The sequence below is a fragment of the Anaerostipes sp. CAG:276 genome, from assembly GCF_000432215.1.
GTDB classification, from domain to species: Bacteria; Bacillota; Clostridia; order Lachnospirales; family Lachnospiraceae; genus Anaerostipes; species Anaerostipes caccae.
In genome coordinates this window covers 131,375-148,320 of sequence record NZ_FR889182.1, presented here as the reverse complement: position 1 = coordinate 148,320, position 16,946 = coordinate 131,375, and the positions used below count along the sequence as shown (strand labels likewise).

Here is a 16,946-nt window from a genome sequence, read left to right as displayed (position 1 = left end):
AAATAGATGAAGTACTAAAATACTTAAAATGATTTAAAAATATAATAAATTACTTAATAGGAGAATATTTTGGAAAATATATTAAAAGTAATTGGTATCTCAGCAATTGTTTCTACAATAGTTACATTTGTTTTTGATACAATAAGGTATAAAATAAATTTACGCTTTGAAAATTTATTTATGGAAAAGATGAAAAGATATAATAGCTTGTTAGTGTTCATGTCGGTAATTATAGATGTAAAAAATTACGAGCATATCGAAACAAGTTACAAACCAAAAGTTAATGAAGAACAGGAAATTAAAGATTATTACATGAGAGAAATAAAATTACATAATAAATTCTGTGTTTTGTTTGCAAGTGAGAAAGTAGTTTTGTCAATTGATAATTTTATTGATAATCCAACTCAAGAAAACTATAATACTACAGCCAGAGCTATGAGATATGATTTATGGCACCGTAAGTTCAAAAGATAATTGATTTTTAATGAAAGAAGCAAATTTTAAAAATAGGATTTAAATTCAAAATGTAAAATAAGCAATCCGTATATAAGTTAGAGGAGATAAGATATAGCTTACTATGGATTTTTATAGGGTCTTTGGCCGCAAATATTATACACTAAAGGACGAGTTGCTTTATTAAAAAATAAAGGGATATATCAAAGAGTAATATGATATCAATAGGTGTCTCATTACTCGGGTAAAGCAGATGAGTGTTTTGAAGTGAGTAAAACAATAATAAGTTGCTGTTGAAAGTTTAGATGTGAAGTAGTGTCTTCAAGTGAAGAAGGAGTAAAGCGAAGACGTATTAGAATACTACGGATTATTATAAAATATAAGCAATTGGACTGCCCTGAGTCAAAGCAGATGATATTTTTGTTAGATGAAAAAAATGAAAAGATTCATTTCCGTGTCAAAACTAACTTTAATGAAAAATATAGGGGAAGAAATTGAAAACAAGCTAAAGTCTGTCGGCATTTCTTCAGCAGAAGAATTAATACAGCTAGGGAGCAAAGAAGCTTTCTTTTGCTTAAAAATAAAATTTCCAAATGTCTGTCTGGTACATTTATATACACTTCAGGGAGCGATCGATAACTTTGAATACAACCAGCTTTTGGATAAAGAGAAGTATGCTTTAAAGAGCTTTAACGATAATCTTAAATAGTCCTCACTTCAAGTGTGAGTCTTCTGGAGCTTAGAAGACAAATAAAGCTGTGCTGTTTCACAGAGAAAGGTTCTATCATGTCAAAAAAAGTGATTACAACAAAAGAAGATCTGATAACAATATTAAAAATACTCAATGACTCAAATATAAAATACTGGCTTGACGGCGGCTGGGGTGTCGATGTTTTAGCAGGTAAACAGAGCAGAAATCACAGGGATATTGACATAAACTTTGATGCACAGTATACGCAGGAAATCCTAAGTCTTCTCAAAGACCATGGTTATGAGATAGAAACTGACTGGGCGCCTGTCAGAATGGAATTATATAGTGAAAAATACGGGTACATCGACATTCATCCTTTTATTTTAGGTGAAGATGGAACCGCAAAACAGGCAGATTTGGAAGGCGGATGCTATGAGTTCAGTGCAGATTATTTTGGAACTGCTGTTTTTGAGGGAATCAGAATACCTTGTATTTCGGCAAAAGGACAAAAAGTATTTCATACAGGATATGAATTAAGAGATATAGACAGGCATGATCTAAAAATTATCGACAGTTTGTTAAAATAATTTCCAGTCTTAAGGAGCATTGTATAGAGGAACAGTACAAGATTCCCACCGTTATATGACGCTTTTTAATCTATTCTACCTTAAGAGGATATAAATACGAAATTTTATACTATACTGAAAATATATAAATTAAAATCTGTGCTCCAAAAGGGTATGAATATGATTATGGATCTTCAACGGATCTGGTCATAAAGGTTCATGAGAATGGGCGTCTGTGTCTAAGAAGGAAGGGATATTTATCCGGATCAGTTTATGCCGGATAGGAACCGATAGTGAAATTAGATGTTGAGTGAAAAGAGGATACATCTGCGTCAGCAGAGGCATCTTCTTTTGTTAAGTTAATTAAAGGAGTATGAAAGTCTATCTCTATTCATCCCACTGACAAGCTTTCAAATCGACATCTCCATTATCTTTAAACACAGCACCTTCTTCTAATAAAAGCAGTCCCTGATCATGCCAGCCCGGAACCAGTCTTCCGGCGTGATTGACCACGCGGTGGCAGGGATAACTGCCGTAGTATTCTGCCATACTGAGGACCCTGCCCACAAGTCTTGCATTTTTTTCTTTTCCGATCAAACGGGCAATCTGCCCATAAGTCGCAACCTTTCCCCGGGGAATTTCCTCCACAACAGAGAGGATTTCATAAATTAATCGCTCATCTAAAATCTTTTTCATATGTATATCCTCACAAATTATAGAATGGATTATGCTAATGAAATCATGCTGCAAGATAGAAGAAATGTCAAGAACAAGGCAGTATGAATTCAATAACTTTATGGGGTTAAGAAAAATTCAATGGAATCCATACAGTTCTATGTTATACTGAAAACAGACGCCCGCACGCTGCCGCACTTTATTTCATTTGAGCGGATGAGCGTTGTGTGTCAGGGCAGAAAGAACGGAGGTTGAAATTATGGGAATTTGGATGATGAAGCACTAACAGCAGGGCGTTGGTGTTTCCAAAGCCTTGCTGATCGGTAAGAGGCGTAAACAAAGATACGGTCAGGAGGCAAAGGATGTCATATTTTAATTATCAGTCAAAGAAGATTTATTACAAAGAAACAGGAAGTGGAAAACCTATCGTGTTTTTGCACGGGAATACAGCATCTTCCAGGATGTTTGAACTTATACTGCCTTTATATGAAGATAAGTTTCATGTGATTCTCATTGATTTTCTGGGACATGGGAAATCAGACAGGCTGGAAGAATTTCCGGCGGAACTCTGGACGGAAGAAGCAAGACAGACGACAGCGCTGCTTGAGCATCTGGATATTGGAAAGGTAAACCTTGTGGGAACCAGCGGCGGTGCGTGGGCAGCAGTTAATGCGGCCTTGGAACGACCGTATCTGGTGGACAAGGTAGTGGCGGACAGTTTTGACGGACGCACGCTGGCAGATGACTTTTCGGAGAATCTGCTTAAGGAGCGTGCAGAAGCCAAGAAGGACGAAATGGGGAGAGCATTTTACGAGTGGTGCCAGGGGGATGACTGGAAACGCATCGTGGATATGGACACAAATGCGATGGTACAGTGTGCCAAAGAGAAGCTGCCCTTATTTACGAAACCTCTGAGTGCACTGGAGAATCCCCTTTTGCTCATGGGCAGTGAGGGAGATGACATGTGCAGAGCAGATTTTCAGGATGAATATCGTGTCATTGCCAGAGAGACAAATGCAGACATATGTATATTCCCGGAAGGGGTACATCCTGCAATCCTCTCCTGTGCGGAGAAGGCTGCAGAGGCCATTTCGAGATTCCTGGAAGAATAAGAATCATAAGGAGGCCGGAAGATGAGAATGCCGGGAAAGATTGAATCAGACATGTTCGCACCCTGCGGGATGAACTGTATGGTTTGTTACAAGCATTGCTATCATAAAAAACCTTGTGCCGGATGTCTGAACAGCGACCGGGGAAAGCCGGAACACTGTCGGAAATGCAGGATTAAAGACTGTACCGCCGGTAAAAATATTACTTATTGTTATGAGTGTTCTGATTTTCCATGTAAGCAGATAAAATCATTGGAAAAGAGCTATAACTCCCGGTATCGTGCAAGTCTGATCGAAAACAGCAGAGCTGCGAAGGAGTATGGTGCAGAAATTCTATTAGAAGAACATCGGGAGAAGTACAAATGTCCGGACTGCGGCGGTATTATTTCTTTACATGATGCGGAGTGCAGTGAGTGTCAGCATAAGATGCGTACATTATGTAATTAACAGGGAAGGAGAAAGCGCTTGTGGAAGGGAAGATGAGCTGCTGCGGCACTATATGTTCTGAATGTGAATTTTATCCGGACAGCTGCCGGGGGTGTCATGAGATCAAAGGCAGGGTATATTGGCTGGAGTACACACAGGAAAGTATCTGCGATATCTATGACTGCTGCATGAACACGAAAAAATATGATCACTGCGGCTGCTGCAAAGATTTGCCGTGCAGCCGCTATGAGCGTGATGATCCAACAAAAACTCCGGAAGAAAATGCAGCCGGCCTTCGTGTACAGATCAACAATTTAAAGGAATATGGGAAGCGGCAAAAACAAGAAAACAGTTCCGGATCACAGGATTTACAGACAGTACCCGGAATAGGGAAGAGAATCGCTCAGCATTTAAATGCGATTGGAATTTACTGCGTGGATGACCTGAAAGGCAGAGATCCGGAGGAATTATACAGTATGGACTGTATTCAAAAGGGATTTACAGAGGACCGGTGTGAGCTTTATGTGTTCCGGTGCGCGGTTTATTATGCGGAACATGAGGAACACGATCCGGAAAAACTCAAATGGTGGTACTGGAAGGATAAAGAATAGCCGGAAGTGCCAAGAGGCTGATGACTTCTGCAGTGACGCGGAAGTCATCAGTTTTCTGTTTTACATATAGAATTAGACCATAAATTAATTATATGGGATCTGACAGGAGAAGTTTTGTGCAGATACACGGATGAGAAAACTAGTTTATAAATTTAAGAAAGGTAAAAAGAAATGACAAATGAGTTTCAGGATTTTGGTCTCTCAATAGAAATTTTGGAGGCCTTAAACGGCCTTGGATATAAAAAACCCACAAACATACAGCAGGAAGTGATTCCGCCCATGCTTGCAGGAAAAAATATAGTGGCCAAAGCCCCCACAGGAAGCGGAAAGACGGCGGCGTTTGCCATACCGATCTGCCAGAATGTCCGGTGGGAGGAAAACGCACCGCAGGCCCTGGTGCTGGAGCCTGCGAGAGAGCTGGCAGTTCAGGTCAGCCAGGAAATGTTTCATATAGGGCGGAAGAAGCGCCTGAAGGTTCCGGCGGTATTCGGGGGATTCCCCATTGACAAACAAATCCGGACTTTGAAGCAGAAATCCCATATCGTGGCGGGAACCCCGGGGCGTGTCATGGATCATATCCGAAGGGAAACCTTAAAACTTTCAAACGTACAGTGGCTGGTTATAGACGAAGCTGATCTGATGCTGGATATGGGATTTATTGATGAAGTGAAACAGATCCTTTCACTGGTTCCCGCAGACTGCAGAATCTCTCTGTTTTCTGCCACACTAAAGCCGGAAATCCGGGAACTGGCCGACGGGTTTATCCCGGAGGCAGTGCTTGTGATGCAGGAGGCAGGGGAAGAACAGGCATCAGCCATCACGGAAAAGCTATACTTCGCCAGCCAGGAGAGAAAATATGATACATTTCTTGACATTCTCATGGACGAGAATCCACAGAGCTGCATGATTTTCTGCGGTACCAGGGAGATGACAAATGTATTGTTTCAAAAGCTGCGGAGAAAACGGATCTTCTGCGGGATGCTTCACGGAGATATGGAGCAGAGGGAACGCCTGAAAACTGTGGATGCCTTCAGAAGGGGCGGTTTTCGCTTTTTGATCGCGACAGATGTGGCGGCAAGAGGAATCGACTTTGAAGAGATCAGCCATGTGGTGAACTATGATTTTCCGACGGGGAAAGAAACCTATGTGCACCGGATCGGAAGAACGGGAAGAAACGGGAATTCAGGTACTGCAGTCAGTTTGGTGACCGAAAATGACCAAAGGATGTTAAAGCAGGTGGAAACGTATCTGGGACGGGAACTGCCCGTCACAGAACCGCCGGTCATCGGTGACGAAAAGGAAAGAGCCTTCTGGAAGTTCCAGCGGATAAAGGCAGAGAGAAAGCCTGAGAAGGGTGAGGCATTAAATGAGGGGATCACCCGCCTGTCGATTGGAGGAGGCCGGAAATCAAAAATGCGGGCCGGTGACATTGTGGGGACGATCTGCAGTATTGAAGGGCTGGAAGCCTCCGATATAGGGATTGTGGATATCAGGGACAGCATAAGTTATGTGGAAATCCTGAATCGGAAAGGAAATCAGGTGTTAGACTATCTCCAGACGAAACCGATGAAGGGTAAGGTGCGGAAAGTCAGAAAAGCAGGGAAATAAAAACATAGCGGATCAATACACCGAACAGGCGATGCGGTCATATAATAGCAAGAGGTGAAAATTATATGAATAAATGTCGTTTAAGTAATAATACAAGAGATTATGCGAAAAGATATGAGTGCATATTGGATAAAATGATCGATCAGATGACTTGTGTAAAGATGACAAACAGCATTTCGGCCGGCTTTATCACACAGATGATCACCCATCACCGTGCCGCCATTGAGATGTCAAAAAATTTGCTTTGCTATACAACCAATATTCCGTTACAGGATATTGCGCTGAATATTATCTCCTCCCAGGAAAAAAGTATTCAGAATATGACAAGAGCACTCCCGGAATGTAAGGCGTGCATCAATAATCCAAGAGAGATTCGCTGCTATACAAATGAGAATCACCGGATCATCAGCGAGATGTTCCGTGAGATGAAATCGGCATGCACAGACAACAGCATCGACTGCAATTTTATGCGGGAAATGATTCCCCATCACAGAGGAGCCGTGCGGATGTCGGAGAATGCCCTGCGGTTCTGTCTCTGTCCGGAACTTGTGCCTCTGCTGAATGAGATCATTGTATCCCAGAAAAAGGGCATCAAAGAAATGGAGTGCCTGCTGAAAAAGCTGGACTGCTAGAGATTCAAAATGTGAGTGTGGTTCGAAAAATAAAATAATCAAAAAACTACGGCCAGTCTTATTAATATGGCCGTAGTTTTTATTTGAAATAATCTTTAGCCAGCTGTATAAAATCCTCGGCATATGAAGTCAGATAAGCTCCTTTCCGGTAAGCCAGAACGGTGGATGTAAATGCTTCCTCATCCTCAAGGGAAAAGCATATAGGGTCCTTCTCAAAGGACATGTTGCGGATATAAGTCTCCGGGGCAAAACAGATCCCCTGGTTTTTCATCATGAGAAGAAGGGCGGCCTGTGTATTCCGGGTATAAAAAGGAACCCGGGGAGTGATATGATGTTTCTTCAAAAGACGCTCAGTGATAGCTCCTGTATTCTGCTCGGGAAAATGCAGAATAAAGTTTTCATCTCTGATCGCTTCCCAGTTGACCGGAGGATATGCATTTTCTCTCCCGTTCTTAACCTTGGCAGTGCCGGCAAGGGGATGTTCAGGAGAGACGGCCAGCAGGATCGGTTCTTTTCCGAGAAACTCATAGGAAAGCTTTGGATTCTCATTTGTTTCATTAAAGAGCGCAAAATCAACAGAGGTATCTTTTAACAGACATTCCTGTATGGCATAGGTTTCTTCCAAAATATGCACGCGGATATTTGGATGCATTTCGTGGAAGACGGGAAGAATAACAGGAACCATGCAGGAACTTCTCATCAGAGGGATTGCCACATGCAGCTCTCCGTCGTTTGAAGAAGACAGCTCAAGGCGCTCCTTTTCCCAATCCTGTTTGAGGGCAAGCATTCCGGCTGCATACTTAAGGTAGCGGGAGCCAGCATAGGTAGGAATGTAGCAGTTATCTATACGGGCAAACAACTTCATGCCCAGCTCCCGCTCCAGCTTTTTTAAATGTTTGCTCAGAGTAGGCTGAGAAATAAAAAGTTCCCGTGCCGCTTTCGTCAGGTTCTGATGTTTAGCTATACAGAGTACATAATTTAATTCGTGGATATTCATAACAAACTCCATATCCGGCAAAGTCAAGCCATTTTAAATTGATCATCTCTCAGTATTCTGATATGGAATACTTTTTATAACCAAGATGAATTAGACGAATAATTATGATTAGCATACAATGAAAGACATGACAAAGCAAGGGTTTACATAGGAGAAAAAGGAGTGAAAAACTATGAAACAATGGTTAGAGAAGCATTTTAAATTATCTGAATACCATACAGATGTAAAGACAGAACTGATAGCAGGTCTGACGACATTCGTAACGATGGCCTACGTGCTGGCTACGGTCCCTAACATGCTGGCGTCAGCGGGACTTGATAAACACGTGATGTTTACGGTATTGATTCTTTTGGTGATCCTGACGACCTGCGCCATGGCTTTTTATACGAACAGGCCTTTCGCGCTTGCGCCGGGACTCGGAAGTGTGGGGATCGTCACTGCGATGATCGCAAATGACGGGATTTCTCCCGCTGTGACGGCCGGAGTCATCTTCTTCAGCGGAGTCCTCTTCATTGCGATTTCATTTCTGGGGCTTCGGGAGGCAGTCGTCAAAGTCATTCCCGTCAGCTTAAAACATGCGGTAAGTGCCGGGATCGGCCTGTTTATCGCACTGCTGGGGGCAAAAAGCTGCGGCCTTATCATTGCAAACCAGGCGAAAAATTCTTTGGGATTCGGGGATCTGAAGTCACCGGAAGTGATTGTAGCTGTGATCGGATTTATCATCCTTCTGATTTTGAAGACAAGAAATGTTCCGGGAAATATGATCCTGGCGATTGTGCTCACGACTCTGGTGGGGATTCCGTTCGGAGTGACAGCACTGCCGGACAGCCTGTTTACAATGCCGGCCAATATCGGAAGCCAGTTCATGAGAGTCGATTTTATCGGAGCGCTTAATTTTGCATATATTCCGTTTCTGATCGCGCTGTTTGTGCCGGACTTTTTTTCTACCTTCGGAACGGTTCTCGGAGTCGGGGCTAAGGCCGGATATCTGGATGAAAACGGAGACCTTCCGGGCATTGACAAATGTTTTAAGGTGGATGCCGTGGCGACCAGTTTTGGGGCTTTATTCGGAATGCCGAGTATGACCACATATCTGGAGTCTTCAGCGGGTGTGGAGGCAGGAGGCAAAACCGGGCTTACGGTAATCTTTACTTCTGTCTTTTTCGGACTGTCCCTGATTCTGGCACCTGTTGCACTGATGATCCCGTCTGCGGCAACGGCGCCGGTCCTCATGTATATCGGCATCAATATGCTGGGAGCCATGAAAAATATTCGGTTTGACGACATAACAGAGGCCTTTCCGGCATTTGTGTGTATTGCTTTTACGATCTTTGGAAACAACATTGCCAATGGGATCTGTGCGGCCCTGCCGACGTATGTGGTGATGAAGCTGACAGCTGGAAAAGGCAGGGAAATTCGTCCGGTCATGTGGATTCTTGTGGCCGTGTGCCTGCTGTATTTCTATTCCATTCTTTAGAAAAGGGGTGCTTTGATGGAGAAAGTGGATTTGCTCGTTGAAGATACAGAAGTCTATAATTCGTATCTGAAACAGTTTATAAATGCGGATGTATATATCAAGGGAACGAAAATTTATTATGTGGACACGGAACACAGGCATGAACTTGAGGCCGTTCGTGTGCTGGACGGACGCGGCTTGAAAATGCTTCCGGGGTTTATTGACATTCATATGCACATCGAGAGTTCCATGATGACTCCGGCCTCCTTTGGAAAACGGGCGGCAGAATGCGGTGTCACTACCCTGGTGTCGGAGCCCCATGAGATCGCCAATGTGATGGGGGTTGAAGGGGTTCATGAGATGATCAACGGAGCCAAGGATTCTCCTGTTGATATTTATTATGGGATTCCAAGCAGTGTACCGTCTACCAACGAGGAGCTGGAGACCACGGGCGGGGTGATCGGTCTTGCACAGATGAAGCAGCTCATGCAGGAAGACGGGGTTGTCTGTGTGGGAGAAGTCATGAACTACCGGCAGATCGTTAAGGGAGACGAGCTTGAGATCACGAAGTTTCTCGATTACCTGGAGGAGGAAGTTCCTCAGGCCGTCATAGAAGGACACTGTCCTTCCCTGGTTGGACTGGATCTGGCAAAATTTTTATACCGGGGGATCGACGGCGATCACACGGAGCACACGCTTCAGGAAATAAAAGAGCGTTTTCAGAATGGAATGTTCGTGGAACTGCAGGAGAAAATGCTCCGGCCGGAGATTCTTGATTATATAAGAGAACACCGCCTGTATGAGCACTGCTGTTTTGTGACAGACGATACGATGGCAGATAAGCTGAAAGAACAGGGGCAGCTGAATTATGTGGTCAGGAGAGCCGTGGAGATGGGATTTCCATTGAATGAAGCGATTTACTGTGCCTCTTATACCCCGGCAGGGAGGATGAATTTAAGAGACCGGGAGTCGCTGGCGCCGGGAAGAAAGGCGGATTTCCAGCTGGTAAAGGCGGAGGACTGCGCCTCTTTTGAGCCGGACTATGTATTTAAGGACGGCAGGGAGATCTATCATCTCGGTGAGCCGGGTAAGAAGACAGAGCCGTACCGGTTCCCGGACCATTTTTACCGGAGTGTTCATCTTGACAGTATATCTGCCGGACAGATAGAACCCCGGCTGGAAATGGATGACGGGAAAGCGGAAGTCCGTGTGATTGAAGTAAATGACGGGCGTACACAGACCGGGGAGCGCAGAGTACAGATGCAGGTGAAAGGCGGAAAGCTTCAATGGCAGGACAGCGGATGTATGCTGGCAGCGGTGCTGGAACGCCACGGGAAAAACGGAAATATCGGATTTGGATTTGTGACCGGTGACTGTATAAAGCGGGGAGCCGCTGCCACGACATATTTCCATGACCACCACAATCTGATGGTGATCGGAGCCAATCCGGACGATATGCTCGTGGCCGTTCGCAGGATTCTGAAGCAAAACGGCGGGATCTGCACGGTGCAGAATGGGCAGGTAAAAGCAGAGCTTCCGCTGCCGGTCTGCGGGATCTTATCCGAACTTTCGGCGGACGAAATTGGTGTGAAACTGAGCCGGGTCAGAAAAAGCCTTGAGGAGCTGGGGTACCGTCACTATAATCCGATCATGTCCCTCTGTACGCTGGGTCTTCCGGTGAGTCCGGCCCTGAAACTTACGGACCGGGGACTCGTAGATGTGGTGAAAGGAAAGATTGTACCTTTACTGACAGAGACAATGTGTAATTAGAAGAAAGACCAAGAACCGATTCCTCTGGAAAGTTTCCGGAGGAATCGGTTCTTTTTCGCAGTATGGTTCAAGATTACTCATTTGAGAGCGCAGTCCCGTAATTGCTTTTAAACAGTGTATTTGCTACAATTATCACAAAGAGTCGGCACAGAATGAGGGAAGCGCGTGCTTTTACGGATTTAAAAAGCAGGAGGTAGTTCGGGTGAAAATAACAGTTGCTATGGATTCATTTAAGGGAAGTCTGTCTTCTATGATGGCGGGACAGGCTGTATCAGACGGTATTCTGCGTGTATATCCTGAAGCAGAAGTGCAGGTAAGGCCGCTGGCAGACGGAGGTGAAGGAACGGTGGAAGCACTGGTCTGCGGTATGGGCGGCAAAGAAGAGAGAATTACCGTTACCGGACCGGTCGGGGAGCCCGTGGAGTGCAGTTATGGTATGATTGAAAAAAACGGCACAGCTGTTATTGAAATGTCCGGGGCAGCCGGAATCACGCTGGTTCCTGAAAAAGACAGAAATCCGATGTACACAACAACCTATGGCGTTGGAGAAGTCATTCGGGATGCCGTGCAGAAAGGCTGCCGAAAATTCATCATTGGAATTGGCGGAAGCGCAACCAATGACGGCGGGATTGGGATGCTTCAGGCTTTGGGATACGGATTCCTGGATGCCGAGGGAGAGCAGGTTCCTTTTGGAGCCAGAGGACTCGCTGAGCTTGAGAGAATCACGGACACCAGCGTGCTTCCGGAATTAAGTGAATGTAAGTTTGAGATTGCATGTGACGTGACCAATCCTCTGTGCGGGGATCGTGGGTGCAGTGCGGTCTACGGACCCCAGAAAGGGGCTGATCCTCTGATGATAAAAGATATGGACCGATGGCTTGAAGGCTATGCTGAGCTTGCGGGGGAGAAGTTTTGCGGCGCTGATCCGAAACAGCCGGGAACCGGCGCCGCCGGAGGGCTTGGATTCGCTTTTCTGACATTTACAAATGCGGTCTTGAAATCCGGAATCCAAATTGTGCTGGAAGAAACCAGGCTGGAAGAATATATCCGGGAGTCCGGTTTGGTCATCACAGGGGAAGGACGGCTGGACGGCCAGACCGCAATGGGAAAGGCACCGGTGGGTGTGGCAGAGCTGGCAAAAAAATATAACAAGCCTGTCATTGCATTTGCGGGATGCATTGCAGAAGATGCGCTGAAGTGCAACAGCCGCGGGATCGACGCTTTCTTTCCGATTTTGAGAGAGACAGTGACGATCGGAAAAGCCATGGAACCCGAATATGCACAGAAGAATATGGCGGCTGCGGCGGAGCAGGTCATGCGGCTATGGAGGTGCCGGGAGGATTATGAAAGAAAATAAATATGACAACGAGGAATTTTTTCTGAAATACAGTCAGATGGACCGTTCAAAAAGAGGGCTTAAAGGTGCCGGGGAATGGTCTGAGCTTCAGAAGGTCCTGCCTGATTTTGCTTCAAAAAGAGTTCTGGATCTGGGATGCGGTTACGGATGGCACTGCATTTATGCGGCGGAACATGGGGCTGAATCTGTGACAGGCATTGATATTTCAGAAAAAATGTTGGAGACAGCAGGTGAAAAAAACAGCCATGAAAAGATCCGGTACCGAAGATGTGCCATGGAAGATCTGGACTTTCCAAAGGAATCGTTTGATGTGGTCATCAGCTCACTTGCATTCCATTACGTGAAGGATTTTGAAGCGCTGGCAGAAAAGATCAGCCAATGGATTGTGCCGGGCGGGAAGTTTGTGTTTTCGGCAGAACATCCCGTATTTACTTCATATGGAAGTCAGGACTGGTATTATGACGAAGATGGAGAGATTCTGCATTTCCCTGTGGACCGGTATTTTTTTGAGGGAAAAAGGGATGCGGTCTTTCTCGGAGAACAGGTAGTAAAATACCACAGAACGCTGACGACATATCTGAATACACTGCTGCGGCATGGCTTTGTGCTGAGACATATCACAGAACCCAAGCCGCCGGAGGAAATGCTGGATCTGCCGGGTATGCGGGATGAAATGCGCCGTCCTATGATGTTGATCGTGGCGGCAGAAAAGGAGTGACAAAAGGAGGCTTGGAATGCTGGAAGACGATGTGATAAAGGCGGCGGCCGAGGAAGAGCCGCTGATACAAAAAAACTATGAAGGAGAGACCCTGTGTCTGGAAATGCCTGTGAAGGTGGAATTTAATCATGTCTGCTTCAAAAAATGCAGGTTTGTATCATGTGATTTCAGTGGTTCTATGTTTTACAATGTAAAATTTGTGAATTGTGATTTCTCCAACTGCAGATTTCAGTCCTGCTATTTAAAAGAAACGGAGATATCGGGATGCAAAGGTGACGGAGGGGACTTCAGCCAGAGCACATTCCGCAAAACAATAGTGGAAGAAGGATGTTATCACTATGCCAACTTTGAAAGCACACTCTGGGACGGATGCAGACTCAAAGGAGTTGACTTCAGCGAAGCATTTTTTGCGGAAGTCAAATTTAAAAAAGTCCGGTTTGAAAAAGTAAACCTTTCCCGGGTCGATTTTTTTAAGACACAGCTGGAAGGAATCGACTTATCGGACAGCAACATCGAGGGAATCATGATATCCGATACTTTTCGGGAACTGCGCGGGCTGAAGATCGGCCCGATGCAGGCTATGGATCTGGTGCGGTTCTTAGGAGTGAAAATCATCTGAGTTTTGTTATAAGCAAATGGGCACAGAGAATAAACCGTGTTATACTAATGACAGATGGGATAGATCTAAAACAGGAAAGGAAAAAGATATGCTTGACCATTTCAGGGATACGCAGAAAATGCAGGAGATTCTGCGGGAGGCACAGACAGGACTGTGGGTGATCGAATTAGATGACGGGCAAAAACCGAGGATGTACGCCGACAGCGCTATGCTGGAGCTGCTGGGGCTTGAATCGGAACCTTCGCCGGAGCAATGCTATCAGGCATGGTATGAACGCATCGAGGATGAGTATTGTCCGATTGTTGAGTCTGCGGTGGAAAAGATAATGAAAGATGAGCGGGCAGAAGTGCAGTATCCATGGGAACATCCAAAGTGGGGGCGTATCTATGTGCGCTGCGGAGGAGTCCGGGACTGGAGCTACAAAGAAGGAGTATGCTTAAGAGGGTATCACCAGAATATTACCAATACCGTCATGCTCAAGCAGGAGTATGACGCAGTCATACAGACTCTGAGCGACAGCTATACCGGGATTTTTCTCTGCAACATGAAGAACAGAACCTATAAGACGATCAAGTCGACAGATTCCTTCAGGGTTTATACGCAGATGTTTTCTGATTATGAAGAATTTTTAAGCTGCTATGCTGCCAATGAAGCGTCACCTGCATATGAAAAGATGATTTCAGAGTCATCAAAGAGCAGTTATATTGCCGGAAGGATCAGGGAAGGAGCGTCTCAGATTGAGGAATTCTACCGGAGCAGGACCGGTGGCTGGAGAAAGATCAGGATTGTGCCGTCCACAGGGTATTCTGAGGAATTTCCATGGGTGATCGTGGCATTTGATGAGCAGGATCAGGAGATGGAAAAAAGGATCAGTGCCAGAACTGCTCAGGTTGCGGTGTCGCAGATCTATCAGCTGGTCATCAGTGCGGATCTGGGGAAATCGGAGTACAGCTGTATCCATGGATCAGGAGAATGGGCTGAATTAAACCGACATGGGCCGTTTCCGGACTTCCGCAGCAAGATGAAGCCGAAGATGCCTTCGGAGGACCGGAAAATATTTGATCATATATTTGACAGACAGAGTTACCGGGAAAAGAATTATCTGGAGGGAACTCTTCGTCTCTCAGATGAACAGGGGAATCTGCATTATTATAATTTTTATTCTGCCTGCATCAGGCAGAGCCTGGAAGAACATATTTTATTGACTCTTCGCTGCATTGATGATAAAAAAGAATCCCAGCTGCGGGAAAATGTGCTCTCCAATCTCTGCGAGTGTTATTATTCGATCTATTTGTTTGATCTGGAGGAGGATATGCAGGAAGCCATTTGGCAGGAGGATACTATTTACAGGAAGGGAGAGTTTCCGAAAGGCAGCCTTGAAAGCTATTATGGGAAGTTTGTGCGGGAGCATGTCTTTTTAGAAGATCGGGAGAAGATGCAGAGAGCCGGCAGTCCTGAGTTTCTGAGACAGACTCTGTCTGAGGAGAATCCTGTATATGATGTAGATTTCCGCAGGATATATCCGGATCGTCTGGGCTGGGTGCGCTCCCGTTTCAGTATTGCTGAGATGAGAGACGGAAAGGTGACGAAGGTTGTCTTTGCCAATATGAATATCAATGAACAAAAGATGGAGGAATATGAGGAAGAAAAGCAGAAGAAGCTTTACTTTGAGTCGAGAAATATTATCAAGGGACTCTCATCCTTCTATCACTCTGTGTTTTATGTGGATCTGGCAGATGAGTCGTTCCAGTCTTTCAGTATCAGAAAAGATCTGGAGGGGTATTTGGACGGCAGCGACCGCTATGAAAAACTCAAATCAGCGTACATGAAACTGATCCATGAATATGAGAGGGATAAATTCGCAGCAGAGCTCTCTGTTGATTCCATACGGCAGAGGATTGGTGCCGGGGAAACGATTTATGCAAGGGAATTCAGACGGGACTATGACGGGTGTTACGGATGGATGCGCATCCATATCATATTGGCGGAGAGCCGGAACGGAATTCCGGTAAAAGTCATCCTGGCTGCCCACAGCGTAGAGGAGGAGAAAGAGCAGGAAGAGAGAAACAGAAAGGCGCTGCTGGCAGCGTACGAGGCCGCCAAGAAAGCCAATGAGGCAAAAAGCAGTTTTCTGGCCCAGATGTCCCATGATATAAGGACTCCGATGAATGCGATCATGGGCATGACCTCCATTGCCGCATCCAGGATCAATGATCCTGAAAAAGTGAGGGAATGTCTCACAAAGATAGACATGTCGAGCAGCCACCTGCTGGATCTGATCAATGAGATTCTGGATATGTCGAAGATAGAAAAGGGAAAGATCGAACTGACAGAAGAACCGTTTTGTCTGAGGGAACTGATCACGGATATTAACTCAATCACACGTCCGGAAGCACTGCAGAAGGGCCAGGAGCTTTTATTCAGAACTGTGGATGTAGTCCACACTGATTTTATCGGTGACGCGGGGAGGATCAGGCAGGTGCTGATCAATTTGATTACGAACGCTGTAAAGTACACCCAGAACGGGGGCAGGATCATCGTTGAAGTCCAGGAGGTTACTGGCCGTACGCCTGGGGCGGCAAGCTTTGTCTTTACTGTGGAGGATAACGGTATCGGAATGGACCCGGATTTTCTTAATTATATTTTTGTACCGTTTTCCAGGGCGGATGATTCCAAGGTCCGCAGAGTACAGGGAACAGGGCTTGGAATGTCCATTGCCCAGGGAATCGTTTCTGCGATGAACGGAAATATCCAGGCAGAAAGCCGGAAGGGTCAGGGAAGCCGTTTTATCGTCACTCTGAATCTGAAGATCGCCGATTCGGATCAGGTTGCGGAGCACAGGATGGCGGGATTTGAAATTCAGGATGGGCCAGGGTCTGATACCAGGTGCTCGGACAGACTCAGGGGCAAACGGCTTCTGCTGGTAGAAGACAATGAACTTAATATGGAGATTGCGGAAACCATACTAACCGAAGCGGGCTTCGCGGTTGAAAACGCAGAAAATGGAAAGGAAGCTCTGGATATGTTTCTGGCCTCTGAACCCGGATATTATCAGGCAGTCCTTATGGATCTGCAGATGCCCGTCATGGACGGATACACCGCAGCAAAAGAGATCCGGAGCAGCACACATCCCCAGGCTCTTAAGGTTCCGGTGATCGCTCTGACAGCCAATGCCTTTGCGGAGGATATGGCTAAGGCACTGGCAGCAGGCATGAATGATCATGTCTCAAAACCGATTGACTACAAGCGGCTCATAAG

16 protein-coding genes are annotated in these 16,946 nt (G+C 45.5%); 14 read left to right on the top strand and 2 right to left on the bottom strand.

The window, feature by feature from the left end; genetic code table 11:
* The first annotated feature begins 69 nt into the window (after positions 1-69).
* The 3 genes from QVP35_RS06375 to QVP35_RS06365 all read left to right on the top strand — a co-directional run bounded on the left by QVP35_RS06375 (position 70) and on the right by QVP35_RS06365 (position 1,731).
* On the top strand, positions 70-474 hold the full coding sequence (locus QVP35_RS06375; protein WP_009289178.1) for a hypothetical protein: 405 nt from the start codon (positions 70-72) through the stop codon (positions 472-474).
* A 406-nt stretch (positions 475-880) separates the two neighbouring features.
* A complete protein-coding gene (locus tag QVP35_RS06370) occupies positions 881-1,162 on the top strand; it encodes a TfoX/Sxy family DNA transformation protein (RefSeq protein ID WP_009289177.1) in 282 nt (93 codons plus the stop codon).
* 77 nt (positions 1,163-1,239) lie between these two features.
* Positions 1,240-1,731, top strand: a complete 492-nt coding sequence (locus QVP35_RS06365) for a nucleotidyltransferase domain-containing protein (protein WP_009289176.1) — start codon at positions 1,240-1,242, stop codon at positions 1,729-1,731.
* Positions 1,732-2,097: 366 nt separating this feature from the next.
* Here the strand turns inward: QVP35_RS06365 and QVP35_RS06360 are convergent, their stop codons facing one another.
* A complete protein-coding gene (locus tag QVP35_RS06360; RefSeq protein WP_009289175.1) occupies positions 2,098-2,406 on the bottom strand; it encodes an MGMT family protein in 309 nt (102 codons plus the stop codon).
* Between the two features lie 341 nt (positions 2,407-2,747).
* Between QVP35_RS06360 and QVP35_RS06355 the strand changes: the two genes are divergently transcribed.
* The 5 genes from QVP35_RS06355 (at position 2,748) to QVP35_RS06335 (ending at position 6,771) form a co-directional block, all read left to right on the top strand.
* The gene (locus QVP35_RS06355; protein WP_009289174.1) at positions 2,748-3,497 is read left to right on the top strand and encodes an alpha/beta fold hydrolase; all 750 of its coding nucleotides are present in this window, start codon (positions 2,748-2,750) and stop codon (positions 3,495-3,497) included.
* A gap of 21 nt (positions 3,498-3,518) precedes the next feature.
* A complete protein-coding gene (locus tag QVP35_RS06350; RefSeq protein WP_009289173.1) occupies positions 3,519-3,941 on the top strand; it encodes a DUF3795 domain-containing protein in 423 nt (140 codons plus the stop codon).
* Between the two features lie 20 nt (positions 3,942-3,961).
* Positions 3,962-4,531 carry a helix-hairpin-helix domain-containing protein gene (locus tag QVP35_RS06345; protein WP_009289172.1) on the top strand — a complete coding sequence of 190 codons (570 nt, stop codon included), beginning with the start codon at positions 3,962-3,964 and terminating at the stop codon, positions 4,529-4,531.
* A gap of 171 nt (positions 4,532-4,702) precedes the next feature.
* Positions 4,703-6,139 (top strand): DEAD/DEAH box helicase, encoded by a 1,437-nt coding sequence (locus QVP35_RS06340; protein WP_009289171.1) that lies wholly within the window; start codon positions 4,703-4,705, stop codon positions 6,137-6,139.
* Between the two features lie 65 nt (positions 6,140-6,204).
* Positions 6,205-6,771 carry a DUF305 domain-containing protein gene (locus QVP35_RS06335; protein WP_009289170.1) on the top strand — a complete coding sequence of 189 codons (567 nt, stop codon included), beginning with the start codon at positions 6,205-6,207 and terminating at the stop codon, positions 6,769-6,771.
* A gap of 79 nt (positions 6,772-6,850) precedes the next feature.
* Here QVP35_RS06335 and QVP35_RS06330 read toward each other — a convergent pair whose 3' ends face one another.
* Positions 6,851-7,768, bottom strand: a complete 918-nt coding sequence (locus QVP35_RS06330; RefSeq protein WP_022260917.1) for a LysR family transcriptional regulator — start codon at positions 7,766-7,768, stop codon at positions 6,851-6,853.
* A gap of 172 nt (positions 7,769-7,940) precedes the next feature.
* Here QVP35_RS06330 and QVP35_RS06325 point away from each other — a divergent pair, with 172 nt between their 5' ends.
* The 6 genes from QVP35_RS06325 to QVP35_RS06300 all read left to right on the top strand — a co-directional run.
* Entirely contained in the window at positions 7,941-9,245 is a 1,305-nt protein-coding gene (locus tag QVP35_RS06325) for an NCS2 family permease (RefSeq protein WP_009289167.1), read from the top strand.
* A 15-nt stretch (positions 9,246-9,260) separates the two neighbouring features.
* Positions 9,261-10,994, top strand: coding sequence for an adenine deaminase C-terminal domain-containing protein (locus QVP35_RS06320; protein ID WP_009289166.1), 1,734 nt, complete (start codon positions 9,261-9,263; stop codon positions 10,992-10,994).
* Between the two features lie 202 nt (positions 10,995-11,196).
* Positions 11,197-12,351 carry a glycerate kinase family protein gene (locus QVP35_RS06315; protein ID WP_009289165.1) on the top strand — a complete coding sequence of 385 codons (1,155 nt, stop codon included), beginning with the start codon at positions 11,197-11,199 and terminating at the stop codon, positions 12,349-12,351.
* The gene (locus tag QVP35_RS06310; RefSeq protein ID WP_009289164.1) at positions 12,338-13,069 is read left to right on the top strand and encodes a class I SAM-dependent methyltransferase; all 732 of its coding nucleotides are present in this window, start codon (positions 12,338-12,340) and stop codon (positions 13,067-13,069) included. Before QVP35_RS06315 ends, QVP35_RS06310 begins: the two co-directional genes overlap by 14 nt.
* A 16-nt stretch (positions 13,070-13,085) precedes the next feature.
* Positions 13,086-13,688 (top strand): pentapeptide repeat-containing protein, encoded by a 603-nt coding sequence (locus tag QVP35_RS06305; RefSeq protein ID WP_009289163.1) that lies wholly within the window; start codon positions 13,086-13,088, stop codon positions 13,686-13,688.
* A gap of 118 nt (positions 13,689-13,806) precedes the next feature.
* The coding region (locus tag QVP35_RS06300) for an ATP-binding protein (RefSeq protein ID WP_330361309.1) at positions 13,807-16,946 on the top strand (3,140 nt) is incomplete at its 3' end.

Bases quoted from the DNA above. Each gene is read 5' to 3' on its own strand.
- QVP35_RS06370 (WP_009289177.1), top strand. From the start codon at position 881: ATGAAAAAAATGAAAAGATTCATTTCCGTGTCAAAACTAACTTTAATG.
- QVP35_RS06365 (WP_009289176.1), top strand. From the start codon at position 1,240: ATGTCAAAAAAAGTGATTACAACAAAAGAAGATCTGATAACAATATTA.
- QVP35_RS06360 (WP_009289175.1), bottom strand. From the start codon at position 2,406: ATGAAAAAGATTTTAGATGAGCGATTAATTTATGAAATCCTCTCTGTT.
- QVP35_RS06355 (WP_009289174.1), top strand. From the start codon at position 2,748: ATGTCATATTTTAATTATCAGTCAAAGAAGATTTATTACAAAGAAACA.
- QVP35_RS06350 (WP_009289173.1), top strand. From the start codon at position 3,519: ATGAGAATGCCGGGAAAGATTGAATCAGACATGTTCGCACCCTGCGGG.
- QVP35_RS06340 (WP_009289171.1), top strand. From the start codon at position 4,703: ATGACAAATGAGTTTCAGGATTTTGGTCTCTCAATAGAAATTTTGGAG.
- QVP35_RS06335 (WP_009289170.1), top strand. From the start codon at position 6,205: ATGAATAAATGTCGTTTAAGTAATAATACAAGAGATTATGCGAAAAGA.
- QVP35_RS06330 (WP_022260917.1), bottom strand. From the start codon at position 7,768: ATGAATATCCACGAATTAAATTATGTACTCTGTATAGCTAAACATCAG.
- QVP35_RS06325 (WP_009289167.1), top strand. From the start codon at position 7,941: ATGAAACAATGGTTAGAGAAGCATTTTAAATTATCTGAATACCATACA.
- QVP35_RS06320 (WP_009289166.1), top strand. From the start codon at position 9,261: ATGGAGAAAGTGGATTTGCTCGTTGAAGATACAGAAGTCTATAATTCG.
- QVP35_RS06310 (WP_009289164.1), top strand. From the start codon at position 12,338: ATGAAAGAAAATAAATATGACAACGAGGAATTTTTTCTGAAATACAGT.
- QVP35_RS06305 (WP_009289163.1), top strand. From the start codon at position 13,086: ATGCTGGAAGACGATGTGATAAAGGCGGCGGCCGAGGAAGAGCCGCTG.